This window comes from Bacillus sp. 9.4 (genome assembly GCF_055486415.1).
Map to the genome: position 1 here is coordinate 583,470 of NZ_JBVFMU010000001.1, position 14,418 is coordinate 597,887.

Genomic DNA, 14,418 nt, shown 5'->3' on the forward strand with positions numbered 1-14,418 from the left:
TATACCCGATTTTGCTTAAAAACACCACGTTTGCAAGGCGTTTGTTTTATTCAGTTATGTAAAGCAAATACCGCAGCCCATGCATATTCTAATAGCAGAGAGAGCTGAAAGGAGGTACAAGTATGTTTTCACCGCAGCAGCCAATGAGAAATTACCCACAGCCCGGACCGCCCCGCCCCATGCCAAATCAGCGAATGATGGGCAGAAGACCGCCTAATATGCGAGGACCTTCATTTGGAGCACAGCAGCAAGGTTTTCAGCAAGCCGGACAATTTCTTCCTCAGGCAAATGCCGGAGCGAGAAATGGTGCAGGTGCAGGTACAGGCGGAGGCTTAAAAGGAATGCTGTCAAGGTTCCTACCCGGCGGAGGAGGCGCTGGCAGCGCCGGAGTTCCTGGAATTCCAGGAGCAGGTGCAGCAGCGAGCGGAGGTGCTGGCCTGCAAGGCATTCAAAATATCGCCAATCCTGCATCATTATCCAGTATGCTTGGAAATGTGCAAAAAGTACTCGGCATGGCGCAGCAAGTCACCCCTATGATCCAGCAGTACGGCCCATTAGTCCGCAATCTGCCAGCAATGATGAAGCTGTACAGCCAATTAAGTAAAAGTGATGATACTGAGACAGAGACCAATGAGGAAAGTGAAAAACAATCAGTTTCAGAAGAATCATCAGAAAAAGAGAAAGAGACTGAAACAAAAACCTCAGATGGGAACAAAAAATCAAAACCAAAAAGTTCTTCTCTCCCAAAGAAATCTAAAACAACTGACAATAAAGAACAAGAATCAAAAACGTCTGCCCCGAAGAAAAAGGAAGCTGCCTCTCCTGCTCCGAAAAGAACATCAGGCAGTTCAAAACCGAGATTATATATTTAACATTCTTTGATATCTGAAGTGAGATTGGCTATAATGAGATCAGAAGAATGCAAGAATAGAGCCGTTTGATTACGGCTTTTTATATTGCCTTTACTCACTTCAGTATTGGAGGACAACCGAAAATGGACGTAATTAAAATTTCACCGCGCGGCTATTGCTATGGTGTTGTTGATGCTATGGTCATTGCCAAAAATGCGTCACTAGATAAAAGCTTGCCAAGACCCATCTATATACTCGGGATGATTGTTCATAATAAACACGTCACTGATGCGTTTGAAGAGGAAGGGATTTTTACATTGGACGGCTCTAACCGTCTGGACATCTTAAAGCAGGTTGACAAAGGAACTGTCATTTTCACTGCGCACGGTGTTTCTCCCGAAGTCAGAAGAATCGCAGAAGAAAAAGGGTTAGTCGCAATTGATGCTACATGTCCGGATGTGACGAAAACTCATAATCTAATCTTAGAGATGAAAGAAAAAGGATATCACGTGATCTATATCGGCAAAAAAGGGCATCCAGAGCCTGAGGAAGCCGTTGGCGTAGCGCCGGAGATCGTTCACTTAGTTGAAACAGAAGAAGATGTAAAGAACCTTGATATCCAAGCAGAGAAGTTAATCGTGACGAATCAAACAACAATGTCTCAATGGGATGTTCACGACATTATGGAGCTTGTCAAAGAAAAATATCCTCATGTCGAATATCACCAAGAGATTTGCCTCGCTACTCAAGTGCGGCAGGAAGCTGTATCAGAGCAGGCAAAAAAAGCGGACTTAACAATCGTTGTCGGAGACCCGAAAAGCAACAATTCAAATAGGCTTGCTCAAGTGTCAGAAGAAATAGCCGGGACAAAAGCATACCGGATCGGTGACTTAAGCGAATTGAAGCTCGAATGGCTGAAAGGCGTTAATACCGTTGCAGTTACAGCGGGAGCTTCAACACCGACGCCGATCACAAAAGAAGTCATTCGCTTTTTAGAGCAGTTTGATCACGAAGATCCATCAACTTGGACAACTGAACATAATATACCGCTCAAAAAAATACTTCCAAAAGTAAAAGCAAAAAACTGAGGCTGTAAAAGCCTCAGTTTTTTTATAGAAATGTAAATGGATTTGTATCTGTTTCAGAAACAAAGATATTCACGCCAAACTTTTTATCATTACACATTGATGTCAGTTTTCTCGTGACGCCTTCTTTCATGATTTTTTCCGCGTAATGGCCCGGATCAACCACATTTAGGCCAAGCATCATCGCATCATGGGCCACATGGAAGTATAAATCTCCTGTGACGTAAACATCGGCTCCCTTTCGTTTTGCATGATGAATATACTTGTTTCCATCTCCGCCAAGAACAGCTACTTTTTTCACCATGCTGTCAGCATCCCCCACCATTCTGACACCATTGACGTCAAGCTTGTCTTTCACAAATAAAGCGAATTCCTTGAGCGTCATCTCATTTTTAAGGGTTCCGACACGGCCGAGCCCTTTTTCGGCGGGAGTCTGTTCGATAGGATAGATATCGTAAGCGACTTCTTCATATGGATGGCTTTTTATCATTGCATTGATAACAGCTTTTTCGACGCTTTTAGGAAATACAGTCTCAAGCCTTACTTCATGAACAAGCTCAAGCTCTCCCACTTCACCGATAAAAGGCTTAGCTCCGTCTAATGGTATAAAACTGCCGATTCCTTCAGATGAAAACGCGCAATGGCTGTATTCACCTATATGGCCAGCCCCCGCATTTCCGAGCGCGGCTCTGACCTGCTCTTCATATTCCTTCGGCACGTATACTGCCAGCTTTTTCAGAGGATCCGTATAAGTAGGCACCAGCACTTCCGTCTCACTCAGCTCTAATGCTTCAGCAAGCAAATCATTCACACCGCCGTCCGCAACGTCTAAATTTGTATGAGCTGCATAAACAGCAATATCATGCTTCAAACACTTTTCAATTAACCTTCCGGCAGGCTGATCTGTTGAAATATGCTTTAGCGGCCGGAAAATTGGTGGATGGTGTGCAATAATCAAGTCAACCTCTTTTTCAATCGCTTCATCGATGACGCTCTCTAACACATCAAGTGTAACCATCACATTTTTAATTGGTTTGTTTAAAGTGCCGATTTGCAGGCCGATTTTATCTCCTTCAACCGCATAGGCTTTCGGGGAAAATTGTTCAAACAGCTGGATGATCTGCTGCCCATTTACACTTTTAGCCATGATCGATTACCTCCTTTAACAGCTCCATTCGATCGGCGAGCTCCTTTAATTTTTGTTTGTTTTGCTCTGTATCCGCCGCTTGGCTGATCTGTTCATAAATGCTTTGAGTGTGCTGAAGCTCTTGTGTCCACTTTTTCAAAAAGACAGCATTTTTTTCTTTTGCCAAGAAAGGGCCGACAAGCATCCCGGCTGATAAAGAAATACCGTCATAAGCCGCATCCCTGTCTCCCGCTTCGGCTACCAGCACCTCATAGCACTTTCCGTCCTCTTCAAGGATTACCTCATCTATCAGCGCATATCCTTCTTTATAAAGCCACTCCCTGATATGAACAGCATGAATATTCGGCTGTAAAATGAACCGTTCTTTCCCCGTTAATTTGTCTTTGCCCGCTTCTAAAATGTGAGCGATCAAAGCCCCGCCCATTCCGGCAATCGTAATGGCATCAGCTTCACCTTTTTTAATCACTTCCAGTCCGTCTCCCTGCCTTACAGAAATGTGCGAGTTTAAGCCTGATTTTTCAACCTGCCGCTTTGCAGACAAAAATGGGCCATCTGTGATTTCTCCGGCAATCGCCCCGCTGGCTTTATGATTCAGCACCGCATAACAAGGAAGGTATGCGTGATCAGAGCCGATATCGGCCATCACCGCTCCATTCGGTATGTACTCCGCTACTGTTTGCAATCGTTTAGATAATTTTAATTCGTTCACTTGTCATCACAACTTTTCTCAATCATTTTTTCCTTTACTATCATATAAAAAATCAGCCCGGAATCCAAGCTGAAGCAAATGATTTTGAGATTATTTCTTTTGATGCGGGTCTGCACGCGGCAGTCAAAAATAAAAGGCTGTCGAGAACATCTCGGCGGCCTGTGAATGTATAAAGAGAAAAATGGTTCTTTTATTTAATTTTTGACACCCACTCTGCCATATCATCCAGCTTATCGGCCGGAACAAGACCGGAAGGCATTCCATTACCGCCTTTTTCGATCTTTGTTTTAATTTCAGCGACATCTTTCTTATCCCCTACACCTTTTAAGCTAGGACCCGAAACACCTTCATAATTTTCACCGTGGCATGCGATGCAGTTTGCCTTGTAAATTTCTTCTGGTGAAGCGTTTGCATCTTTCTTTTCAGCAGATTTGCTTTCTCCTCCGCTTGCAATCTCCCGAGAGTCATCAAGTCCTTTTACTGATAAAAAGAAAGTTAGACCAATTCCTAAAACAGCGATCAGCAAAAATGGAATAAGCGGGTTCCATTTCATTTCCCTTCCCCCTTTTTGATCCTTCCCCCTATGTAAACACTTCTAATTCTAACTTATTTTTACAAAAAGTAAATGGATTGCTATACAAAAGTTTTTTATTCACACTTTATACAAAATTGAATTGAAACATGCCTAAATCTCTAATATCCTTTTTATTCTATTGTATAATGTATTGTATACGCTTACAATAGAAAATATGGAATTAGATTTTGAAATTTTTCATCACAATGTTCATTTGCAAATGACATCATTTTTCAGTAAAATAAAGGCATATTATCCATATATCTTTTTAAAAAAGAAGAACGGATCATCAAGACCCGTTCCATCTTATTCGAGGAAATCTTTCAAACGTTTACTTCTGCTAGGATGTCTTAGTTTCCGCAACGCTTTGGCTTCGATTTGTCGAATACGCTCTCTCGTTACTCCAAATACTTTGCCGACCTCTTCTAATGTTCTTGTACGGCCGTCATCAAGACCGAATCGAAGACGCAATACATTTTCTTCACGATCAGTTAACGTATCAAGCACATCTTCCAGCTGCTCTTTCAATAGCTCGTATGCGGCGTGGTCAGAAGGTGAAGTTGCTTCTTGGTCTTCAATGAAATCACCAAGGTGCGAGTCATCCTCTTCACCGATCGGTGTTTCCAGCGATACCGGCTCTTGAGCAATCTTTAAGATTTCGCGTACTTTTTCAGGCGTTAAATCCATATCTTCCGCAATTTCTTCAGGTGTTGGTTCTCTGCCTAAGTCTTGCAGTAATTGACGCTGCACACGGATTAATTTATTAATGGTTTCAACCATATGAACGGGAATCCGGATCGTTCTCGCCTGATCGGCAATGGCGCGTGTAATCGCCTGTCTGATCCACCACGTAGCATACGTACTGAATTTATAACCTTTGCGATAATCAAATTTTTCAACGGCTTTCATCAGGCCCATGTTTCCTTCCTGGATCAGATCAAGGAACAGCATACCGCGTCCGACATACCGTTTTGCGATACTGACAACAAGCCGCAGGTTCGCTTCAGCCAATCTGCGTTTAGATTCTTCGTCACCTTCTTCAATCTTTTGAGCGTAGGCGATTTCTTCTTTTGCAGAAAGAAGGTTAACCCGACCGATTTCCTTTAAATACATACGAACTGGGTCATTGATTTTAACGCCAGGCGGTACACTTAGGTCATTAAGGTCAAATTCTTCTTCGGCTTTGGCAAGCTGCTGAATATTAGGATCTTCTGTTTCTTCATTCTCACTAATTAATTCAACACCTTGTTCACCTAAAAATTCATAATACTCATCCATTTGGTCTGATTCAATTTCAAAGCTGGACATACGCTCAGCAATTTCTTCATATGTCAAAACGCCACGTTTTTTACCAGACTCTGTTAATTGCTCTTTTACTTGGTCGAATGTTAATTCTGTCTCGTGGGTTTGTTTATCAGCCATTATGGATCCCTCCTTCCAAAGCTTGCAACGAATTCTATAAGCGGTATGATTCTTATTCGGTCCATTCAGGCGTTTTCTATGTGAACTGCCTTTAACAATGTGCGAATAATGAAATGACAATTCATGATGAGGTTAAGCGATCTATTTGCTCCTCCGCAAGGAATCATTGCCAATAAATGCTCCTCATCAGTTCTCCAGTTATTTTAAAGATCGGTTCAATGTAACGATTTCTTGAGCCAGAGAAGCAGCTCTTAAAAAATCTTTTTGCCTTTCGGCTTCGGCTCTTTCCGCCTCTTTTTCTTTTATCATTGACCAATTTCTTTGATTCAACACTTTTTTTACATAATCTGATAACTCGGCTTCGCTAAGCTCTTGACTAACCTGAAGCATTAATATATCAGACAAGAGCTGGCTTATATGATCATCCGTCACCCTGGCCATCAGATGCTGAGGCGTCAGCTCGGCTCCCTCTTCATAAAAAGCATAAAGATAGGCAGCTAATGCCCGGTGCTCATCAATATTAAATTGAAACCCTACCCGGTCAATCACTTTTTTGATGACGCTCCGATCTCGAAGCATGTGAGCGAGTAACAGCCTTTCTGCATTTTCATACGCCGGACGCAAACGTTTTTGCCTTGCTTTTGTCGTCAGATGCGCTCGCCGCGTTTTTGTTTCACCGCTATTGTCAGCAGGTTTGTTTTGCTTGCTGAAAACAGACAGCTGCTCAGTTAAAGACTCCTGTGAAAGCGAAAACTCTGAAGCAAGCTGCTTTACATAGACTTCCTGCTCTAGAGACCCTGAAAGCGTGCTGATTTCTTTCAGTACGTCTTTAATGTAAGCTAGTCGGTCGCCTTCATCGGACAGGTTCTTTCCTTTTCGGAAATATTGCATTTTGAACGCCATTACGGTGACACTGGCGTCAATAATGTCGTTTTTAAATTTTTCCCCGCCGAATTTTTTGATGTAATCATCAGGGTCCAATCCGTCAGGAATCATTGCAACTCTGACTTTGCAGCCTTTTTTTTGCAGAAGCTCCGAAGCTTTTAAGGTGGCTTCATAACCGGCTTTATCAGAGTCATAGCAAAGAATGATTTCTTCGACGTTTCTTCTCAGGATCTTGACATGATCATCTGTAAGCGATGTTCCCATCGTGGCTATGCTTTCTTTTACACCCGAGCTTACGGCCGATATGACATCAGCAAACCCTTCAAATAAGACTGCTCTTTCCTGCTTTCTGATATGAAGGCGGGCCTTATAAAAATTGTAAAGCAGTTTACTTTTATGAAAGAGCGGGGTTTCAGGACTGTTCATATACTTAGGCTGCTGGCTGCCAAGAGCCCTGCCTGAGAAAGCAACAACAGCCCCGTGATGATCATGGATCGGAAACATGACACGGTTTCTGAAGCGGTCGAAATATCCGCTTCCGTCTTCGCGTCTGATCAGGAGACCCGCTTTTTCCATTTGTGCCTCACTAAATCCCCTCTTTACAAGGAATTTCGTGATAAAGTCCCAAGAATCAAGAGCATAGCCAATCTGAAATTCATCAATCAGCTCTTTCGTAAAGCCCCTAGAAAGCAGATAATCCAGCGCCTCTTGACCTTCTTTTGTATTTATTAACAAATGATGGTAAAATTTCTTCAGGAGCTCATGTGCCTCAGCCATTTTTTGTTCTCCAGAAGACTCTGGCCGGGCTCCGGAATGGACTGTTATATCATCTGGAAAATCAATTTGGTATTTGTCAGCAAGGTGAGAAACCGACTCGGCAAATGAGTAGCCTTCCATCTGCCTTAAAAAAGAGAAAACATTGCCGCCCGCTCCGCAGCCAAAGCAATGAAAAATCTGTTTGTCGGGCGATACGGAAAACGAAGGTGTGCTTTCTCCATGAAAAGGACAGAGTCCAAAGTAGTTTCGGCCTTGCTTCTTTAATTGAACATAATCACCTATGACTTCAACGATATCTGCCGACTTTTGCACCTGATCCACAATTTCATCTGGTATCCGATTTCCCATCTTATAACACTCCGTCGTACATTATTCGATGCTTTAGTGCAAAATCCCTTCATCGTTCGACAGGATTTTTTGCAGCAGTGCAATAAATCGTTCTCGATCTTCTTTATTCAATTTTTTAGGCCCTTTGGCATATACGCCTTTTCTTCTTTGTTTGCCGGAAAAATGACGGCCCTCTAGAGCAAAATCAATCGTGTCTTCTTTGTAAAGACGACCTCTTTCCGACATAACAGAGACATTTCTGTTCAACAGCAGAGATGCTAATCCGATGTCCTGCGTCACAACAATATCTCCCGGTTTCACGTGATTTGCGATATATAAATCAGCAGCTTCTTTATGAGGATCAACATACTTCCATTTTTCTTCATTGCTTCTGGAAAGCTGATAATGTTCAAATGAAGCGACAAAAAGAACTTGAACTTCACACTCGGATGCTGTTTGTAAAATTTCATCTTTTACCGGACAAGCATCAGCATCGACAAAAATCGTCTTTTCTTGTTCATTAAGAAGAGTAATTCTCCATCCCTCCATTAAACTCCTGCATAAAAGCAAGCAAAATCGCACATCCTTTATTATTGTGGATGTATATGAATTTGTCGAAAAATTTCCGGGAGAAATTCTTGACATCTTACCCATAATAGTTTATTCGTATCACACGATCCTTAAACCTAAAATTAATCATTTTATCACAATTTTTTATTATAATACAAACTTCACAAAGATGCTATTGTTTTTCATTATTCCCTTTTGGCACAGCCAAAAACCCAGGATAGAGCGTCCTGAGTTATATGTTTTTTGTTTTGAGATGATGGATAATATTTGCTGTTTCCTCAACCGCTTTATTTGAAACATCAACAACCTGGCAGCCGATCCGATCCACAATCTTTTCGAAATACTCGAGTTCCTCTTTGATTCTGTTGATATTTGCATAAATCGCTTTATCATTAAGCCCGAGTGATTTTAAACGTTCTTTTCTGATATGATTCAGTTTATCAGGGCTAATCTTTAAACCGATGCATTTTTTCGGATCAACGTTAAAGAGTTCTTCCGGCGGATCAACCTCCGGTACAATCGGAACATTGGCAACCTTCAGGCGTTTGTGTGCGAGATATTGAGACAGCGGTGTTTTAGACGTTCTTGAAACGCCGATCAAAACGATATCAGCTTTTAAAATCCCTCTTGGATCACGTCCATCATCGTATTTAACTGCAAACTCGATGGCCTCCACTTTTTTGAAATAATCTTCATCAAGCTGGCGCACCCGCCCCGGTTCGTATTTCGCTGTTAAACCGTAGGCTGTTTCCATTTTATCAATCAACGGGCCGATAATATCATAATATAAAACATTTGCTTTTTCCGCTGCGGCTATCAAATATTCTCTGATTTCCGGCACCACGAGTGTAAAACAGATAATGCCGCCGTCTGCCTTTGCAAGTGAAATCACTTCATTGATAGTGCCTATATCTTCAACATAAGGAATTCTTCTTACATGAGTATCATCCGCCGATCCGTTAAATTGGCTGAGTGCTGCTTTTACTACCAATTCAGCCGTTTCACCGACGGAATCCGATACAACATAGATGATGCGGTTATTCATATTATCCCCCCGTTAGTTTGCAATCTTATAGGATTTCATTTTCAGATAAACTGACAAGTATTTTTGTCATATTTGTTTTTGTCACTCTGCCGATCACTTCAAAGCCTTTATCGGTGTCTTTGATGACAGGCAGTGCATCAATTTGTTTTTCTATTAAGTGCTTTGCAATGTCCATCACATAATCCTCGCGTCTGCACACCGTAATGTTCGGCATCCTTGTCATGATGATGTGAACAGGGACCGATGTAAGCTCCTGCTGGCCAATGCTCGCTCTGAGCAAGTCTTTTCGGGAAAGCACCCCGACTAAAACAGCATCGCGGTCCACCACAAACAGAGTACCTACATCTTCTAAAAACATGGTGCAAATCGCATCGTACACAGAAACGTTTTCGTGAATCACTACGGGGATAGATTGAAAGTCTTTCACCTGAAGCTTTTTGAGTTTATCCGCCAAAAGCTGCGTGCCGGTTTTTCCCGTATAGAAATAACCGACTCTCGGGCGCGCCTCGAGGAATCCTGACATGGTGAGTATGGCTAAATCCGGGCGCAATGTCGCCCTGGTGAGGTTCAGCTTTTCTGCAATATGCTCCCCTGTAATCGGCCCGTTTTCTTTTACAATCTGCAAAATATGTTCTTGCCGTTTATTTAGTTCGATCGTACTCACCACCTTTTCACTTCATAGCTATGTAAAGAAATAATAATCCATATTATAACGTAAATATCTTGTAATCAAACAAAAAACTTATAAATGGGGAAAAGACGATTACCGATCACACAGCAACCGCCTTTTCTCTCTTTATTTTACAATAAGGGCATTCATATTCGCAAAGGACTTGATCTCATCCGCCAAGCTTACCATTTGCGCTAAACGATTTGCCTTTAATGCCTCATTATCCGCTATAACCATTGTATGATCGAAGTAAGCATCGATCGGTTCTTTTAAGGCTGCAAGTGAAGCAAGCGCCGCCTCATAATCTTTTTTGCTGAAGTTTTCCTGCAGATTTTGCTTCGCTGTTTGGTAGGCATCAAACAGTTTTGCTTCGTATTCATTTTCAAACAGATCAGGCTGAATGTCTCCGCGGACTCCTTTTTTGCTGATAGAGATCACTCGGCCTAACGCTTCGGCTGTTTCCTTAAAGCCAGGTGCACCAAGCTTTTGCTCCAGTACTTGTGCTTTATGCAGCGCAGAGTACGGCTCAAGCTCAGAGCTTTCCAGCACGGCGTCAATGACATCATGTCTGATTTGTTCAGCATTCAAGACATATTTCAAGCGCTGAGTGAAGAAATCCAGCAGTTCATTTTCTTTATCGGTTTGTACGAAAGTAAGCAGCTCTTCAAATGAAATTCCCCAGTTGCGGTCAAGAAGAATCGCAACAATACCGCTTGCTTGGCGGCGCAGTCCGTAAGGGTCCTGGGAACCGGTTGGAATTACGCCGATAGAGAAGAATGAAGCGATTGTGTCAAGCTTATCCGCCATTGCTACAACAGCTCCGGTGAAAGTAGAAGGCGTTTCTCCGCCCGCTGATCTAGGCATATAATGTTCATTGACTGCCGCCGCCACAGCTTCATCTTCGCCAAGCATTCTCGCATACTTTTCGCCCATAATTCCTTGAAGTTCAGGGAATTCATATATCATATGCGTCACAAGGTCGAATTTAGAAATTTCAGCAGCCCGCTTCACATGTTTTAATGTATCTTCATCAGCCTGAAGACGAACGGCAAGTTTCTCTGCGATTGATGTGACTCTTCTAACCTTATCAGCAAGAGAACCAAGCTCTTCATGGAAAACGATATTTTCAAGCTTCTTCACATTTGCATCAATGTTTAGTTTCTGATCTTCCTTGTAGAAGAATGACGCATCAGATAAACGTGCGCGCAGCACTTTTTCATTGCCTCGGGCCACATTTTCAATCGCGTGGCTGTTGCCGTTTCGGACTGTGATAAAGTGAGGCAGCAGGTCACCGTTTTTGTCTTTGACAGGGAAGTAGCGCTGATGCTCTTTCATTGTCGTGACAAGCACTTCTTCAGGAATTGACAGAAACTCGGATTCAAATGAACCGTAAAGAGCTGTCGGGTATTCTACTAAATGATTCACTTCATCAAGAAGGTCTTCGTCAACTGGAATGCTCCAATTGTTTTCAGCAGCCATTGTTTCCAGCTGAGATTGAATCATTTGCTTTCGGACGCTAGGATCAGCAATAACATGCTGTTCTTTCAGCTGCTCTTCATAAGCTGAAGGTGATTCAATTGACACTTCATGTCCGAGGAAACGGTGTCCCTGTGTTGTCCGTCCAGACTCAACGTTTGTGATCGAAAATGGAATGACATCCTGTCCAAATAATGCGACAATCCATTTGATCGGTCGGATATAACGCAAATCTTCATTTCCCCAGCGCATGTTTTTCGGGAAATGCAAGCTTGTAATTAAACCGCTCAATTCTGGCAGAAGCGACTTCGTTTCTTGGCCGGCTTGGAATTTTTGCACGAATACATACTCTATGCCTTTTACTTCTTTGATATACAGGTCTTCCACATTCGCGCCTTGGCCTTTTGAAAAGCCGATTGCCGCTTTTGTCCAGTTCCCGTCCGCATCAAGGGCAATTTTTTTCGCAGGCCCTTTTGCTTCTTCTTTTATATCATCCTGCTTTTCTGCGACATCCTTAACGAATACAGCAAGACGTCTCGGTGTATTGAAAAGTTTCACTTCACCGTGAGTAATATTTTTTTCTTTAAGCCAGCCTGTCAGCTTGCCGCCAAGCTGAACCATGCTTTCATTCAAAAAGCGCGCCGGCATTTCCTCTAATCCGATCTCTAAAAGTAAATCCTGTTTACTCATGAGAAGAACCCTCCCCCTTAAGCATTGGGAACCCTAGTTTTTCTCGTTCCTCATAATAGGTTTTTGCTACTTTTCTAGCTAAATTCCGCACTCTTGCGATATAGCCCGTCCGCTCGGTAACAGAGATCGCACCTTTGGCGTCAAGCAGATTGAAGGTGTGCGAGCATTTCAGTACATAGTCATATGCTGGATGAACAAGTCCGTTATCCATTTGCTTGATCGCTTCTTTTTCATATGTGCTGAACAATTGGAACAGCATATCGACGTCTGATGTTTCAAACGTATAAACGGAATGTTCATATTCAGCCATCATGAATAAATCTTTTACTGTAAACCCTGACGTCCATTCCAAGTCAAACACATTTTCTTTATCTTGGATATAAGACGCGAGACGTTCAATTCCATACGTAATCTCTACAGAAACGGGTTTACACTCTAATCCCCCGACCTGCTGGAAATACGTAAATTGTGTTATCTCCATTCCGTCAAGCCAAACTTCCCAGCCTAGACCCGCGCAGCCTAAAGACGGATTCTCCCAGTTGTCTTCAACAAAGCGAATATCGTGCTCAAGCGGATCAATTCCAAGAGCACGCAAGGAATCTAAATACAGTTCTTGAATGTTATCAGGAGACGGTTTAATAATGACCTGGAACTGATGATGCTGATACAGTCTGTTCGGGTTCTCCCCGTAGCGGCCGTCTGCAGGACGTCTGGAAGGCTCTACATAAGCCACTTTCCACGGCTCAGGGCCGATACTGCGCAAAAATGTATACGGGCTCATCGTGCCGGCTCCTTTTTCTACATCGTAAGCCTGCATAAGCACACAGCCCTGACTGGACCAATGCTTTTGCAAGGTTAGAATCATGTCTTGAATATTCATTTCAAGCACCTCCACTTTTCTTTCATAAGTTGACTGCGGCAGCAACCAAAAAACTCCCGTCTCTATGCTTGCCAGCCGCAAACATAGGGACGAGAGTTCTCCCGCGGTTCCACCCTAGTTGCTGAGAACAAAATCCCAGCCTCTTTTTTTAAAATTGCTCAAGAATGCCTTTCGTTGCGTGCTCATCCTTAGCTTACACCGCCCTAAGGTCGCTTTCATGAGGTAAACGCAAGTACTTCTTTCTCTCACTGCAACATATTTTATAATAAATGATCATATAAAAAGATGGACCAAATGTCAACTTTTGTTTTCACCCATAAGATGTTTCATGCTTTCCATTTGATCTAAAAAGCGCTTTGATTTTAAATACAATCCCGAATATTCTTCGTAATATAAATCAATCACTTGCTTTAATTCAGCTTTTGTTTCCTCTTTTAAGGACACATTGCCGAGTCTCGACAGATCAAAATAGTAGAAGAGTCTTAACAGCCTTGCCGTTTGCGGTTTAATCGGTATCCTGTAAGGATCTTTTTCAAAACAGCGGTGGCATATAAAACCATTATCACGAACAGAAAAATGAAAGGTTCCGTCTTGGCTTTTACAATGTACACAATGATTTAGCTCAGGATACAGGCCCATGACACCGAGCATCTTCATTTGAACAATGAAGGTGATAACATCCGGATCTGTTCCTTCATTCAGCTGTTTTAATGATTCTAATATGAATTCAAATAAATAAGGATTTGACTTTTTTTCTTCTGTGCCTCTGTCGACTAACTCAGCAATATAGGCAGCATATGCTGTTAAAAACAAGTCTTCCCTGATGCCTCTCATGCTGAGGATCATTTCCCCCTGCTGAAGCGTTCCGAGGCCCGATGTTTTTTGCATTAAGAAAGAACCATACAAAAAGGGCTGGCTGACTGCTGATAAACGGCTGTTGGTTTTTTTGGCGCCTCGTGCCATAACACCTATTTTTCCGTGTTCTCTTGTCAGTAAAGTTACGATTTTATTCGTCTCTCCGTAATCATTTGTGCGAAGAACGATTCCTTCACATTTTGTCAGCATTTCCGCACCTTCCTCAAGCAGGAGCGGCCAAGAGGTTTATAAAATTGGATAATCAAATCGGGCTAGCTCATCTTCTAGTTCTTCGGGTCTTTCCATGTTCTCTTTTTCCAGTTCTTTAAAAAGAAGATACGTATCAACATTTCCTGTTTGAGAAAATACGTTCCAGGTAAAATTCAACACAAGAAACCCACCTTTCTGTAGTTAAACTAGCTTACCTAAACTCCAAATTCTTACCTTTATCTTGA

General features: G+C 42.4%; 14 protein-coding genes and 1 other annotated feature. Of the genes, 2 read left to right on the forward strand and 12 right to left on the reverse strand.

Features of this window, described 5'->3' with window-relative positions; genetic code table 11:
* The first annotated feature begins 122 nt into the window (after window positions 1-122).
* Both vrrA and ACZ07B_RS03610 read left to right on the forward strand, forming a co-directional pair.
* Window positions 123-872, forward strand: a complete 750-nt coding sequence (gene vrrA / locus ACZ07B_RS03605; protein WP_130572570.1) for a VrrA/YqfQ family protein — start codon at window positions 123-125, stop codon at window positions 870-872.
* 122 nt (window positions 873-994) lie between these two features.
* Window positions 995-1,939, forward strand: coding sequence for a 4-hydroxy-3-methylbut-2-enyl diphosphate reductase (locus ACZ07B_RS03610; protein WP_464876904.1), 945 nt, complete (start codon window positions 995-997; stop codon window positions 1,937-1,939).
* A gap of 22 nt (window positions 1,940-1,961) precedes the next feature.
* Here ACZ07B_RS03610 and ACZ07B_RS03615 read toward each other — a convergent pair whose 3' ends face one another.
* The 12 genes from ACZ07B_RS03615 to ACZ07B_RS03670 form a co-directional block, all read right to left on the reverse strand.
* A complete protein-coding gene (locus ACZ07B_RS03615; protein WP_024572415.1) occupies window positions 1,962-3,083 on the reverse strand; it encodes a Nif3-like dinuclear metal center hexameric protein in 1,122 nt (373 codons plus the stop codon).
* The gene (gene trmK / locus ACZ07B_RS03620; RefSeq protein WP_015714276.1) at window positions 3,076-3,726 is read right to left on the reverse strand and encodes a tRNA (adenine(22)-N(1))-methyltransferase TrmK; all 651 of its coding nucleotides are present in this window, start codon (window positions 3,724-3,726) and stop codon (window positions 3,076-3,078) included. The genes ACZ07B_RS03615 and trmK overlap by 8 nt, the downstream gene beginning before the upstream one ends.
* A gap of 256 nt (window positions 3,727-3,982) precedes the next feature.
* Window positions 3,983-4,345 carry a cytochrome c550 gene (gene cccA / locus ACZ07B_RS03625; protein WP_003230068.1) on the reverse strand — a complete coding sequence of 121 codons (363 nt, stop codon included), beginning with the start codon at window positions 4,343-4,345 and terminating at the stop codon, window positions 3,983-3,985.
* A gap of 327 nt (window positions 4,346-4,672) precedes the next feature.
* Window positions 4,673-5,788: an RNA polymerase sigma factor RpoD gene (gene rpoD / locus ACZ07B_RS03630; protein WP_003226225.1), complete on the reverse strand. Its 1,116-nt coding sequence runs from the start codon at window positions 5,786-5,788 to the stop codon at window positions 4,673-4,675.
* 198 nt (window positions 5,789-5,986) lie between these two features.
* Window positions 5,987-7,798, reverse strand: coding sequence for a DNA primase (gene dnaG, locus ACZ07B_RS03635; RefSeq protein WP_064671022.1), 1,812 nt, complete (start codon window positions 7,796-7,798; stop codon window positions 5,987-5,989).
* 33 nt (window positions 7,799-7,831) lie between these two features.
* Window positions 7,832-8,326, reverse strand: a complete 495-nt coding sequence (locus tag ACZ07B_RS03640; RefSeq protein ID WP_464876905.1) for a YaiI/YqxD family protein — start codon at window positions 8,324-8,326, stop codon at window positions 7,832-7,834.
* A gap of 253 nt (window positions 8,327-8,579) precedes the next feature.
* Complete coding sequence (locus tag ACZ07B_RS03645) at window positions 8,580-9,392, reverse strand: pyruvate, water dikinase regulatory protein (protein ID WP_464876906.1); 813 nt, start codon at window positions 9,390-9,392, stop codon at window positions 8,580-8,582.
* Window positions 9,393-9,417: 25 nt separating this feature from the next.
* The gene (ccpN, locus tag ACZ07B_RS03650) at window positions 9,418-10,056 is read right to left on the reverse strand and encodes a transcriptional regulator CcpN (protein WP_003237058.1); all 639 of its coding nucleotides are present in this window, start codon (window positions 10,054-10,056) and stop codon (window positions 9,418-9,420) included.
* 132 nt (window positions 10,057-10,188) lie between these two features.
* Window positions 10,189-12,228, reverse strand: a complete 2,040-nt coding sequence (gene glyS, locus ACZ07B_RS03655; protein ID WP_153256211.1) for a glycine--tRNA ligase subunit beta — start codon at window positions 12,226-12,228, stop codon at window positions 10,189-10,191.
* The gene (glyQ, locus tag ACZ07B_RS03660) at window positions 12,221-13,108 is read right to left on the reverse strand and encodes a glycine--tRNA ligase subunit alpha (protein WP_003226213.1); all 888 of its coding nucleotides are present in this window, start codon (window positions 13,106-13,108) and stop codon (window positions 12,221-12,223) included. Before glyQ ends, glyS begins: the two co-directional genes overlap by 8 nt.
* An 82-nt stretch (window positions 13,109-13,190) precedes the next feature.
* Window positions 13,191-13,366 (reverse strand) — a binding site (T-box leader).
* A gap of 39 nt (window positions 13,367-13,405) precedes the next feature.
* Complete coding sequence (gene recO, locus ACZ07B_RS03665) at window positions 13,406-14,173, reverse strand: DNA repair protein RecO (protein ID WP_160221682.1); 768 nt, start codon at window positions 14,171-14,173, stop codon at window positions 13,406-13,408.
* A gap of 36 nt (window positions 14,174-14,209) precedes the next feature.
* The gene (locus ACZ07B_RS03670; protein WP_003230053.1) at window positions 14,210-14,353 is read right to left on the reverse strand and encodes a YqzL family protein; all 144 of its coding nucleotides are present in this window, start codon (window positions 14,351-14,353) and stop codon (window positions 14,210-14,212) included.
* Window positions 14,354-14,418 lie beyond the last annotated feature (65 nt).

Bases quoted from the DNA above. Each gene is read 5' to 3' on its own strand.
- vrrA (WP_130572570.1), top strand. From the start codon at position 123: ATGTTTTCACCGCAGCAGCCAATGAGAAATTACCCACAGCCCGGACCG.
- ACZ07B_RS03610 (WP_464876904.1), top strand. From the start codon at position 995: ATGGACGTAATTAAAATTTCACCGCGCGGCTATTGCTATGGTGTTGTT.
- ACZ07B_RS03615 (WP_024572415.1), bottom strand. From the start codon at position 3,083: ATGGCTAAAAGTGTAAATGGGCAGCAGATCATCCAGCTGTTTGAACAA.
- trmK (WP_015714276.1), bottom strand. From the start codon at position 3,726: ATGGCCGATATCGGCTCTGATCACGCATACCTTCCTTGTTATGCGGTG.
- cccA (WP_003230068.1), bottom strand. From the start codon at position 4,345: ATGAAATGGAACCCGCTTATTCCATTTTTGCTGATCGCTGTTTTAGGA.
- rpoD (WP_003226225.1), bottom strand. From the start codon at position 5,788: ATGGCTGATAAACAAACCCACGAGACAGAATTAACATTCGACCAAGTA.
- dnaG (WP_064671022.1), bottom strand. From the start codon at position 7,798: ATGGGAAATCGGATACCAGATGAAATTGTGGATCAGGTGCAAAAGTCG.
- ACZ07B_RS03640 (WP_464876905.1), bottom strand. From the start codon at position 8,326: ATGGAGGGATGGAGAATTACTCTTCTTAATGAACAAGAAAAGACGATT.
- ACZ07B_RS03645 (WP_464876906.1), bottom strand. From the start codon at position 9,392: ATGAATAACCGCATCATCTATGTTGTATCGGATTCCGTCGGTGAAACG.
- glyS (WP_153256211.1), bottom strand. From the start codon at position 12,228: ATGAGTAAACAGGATTTACTTTTAGAGATCGGATTAGAGGAAATGCCG.
- glyQ (WP_003226213.1), bottom strand. From the start codon at position 13,108: ATGAATATTCAAGACATGATTCTAACCTTGCAAAAGCATTGGTCCAGT.
- recO (WP_160221682.1), bottom strand. From the start codon at position 14,173: ATGCTGACAAAATGTGAAGGAATCGTTCTTCGCACAAATGATTACGGA.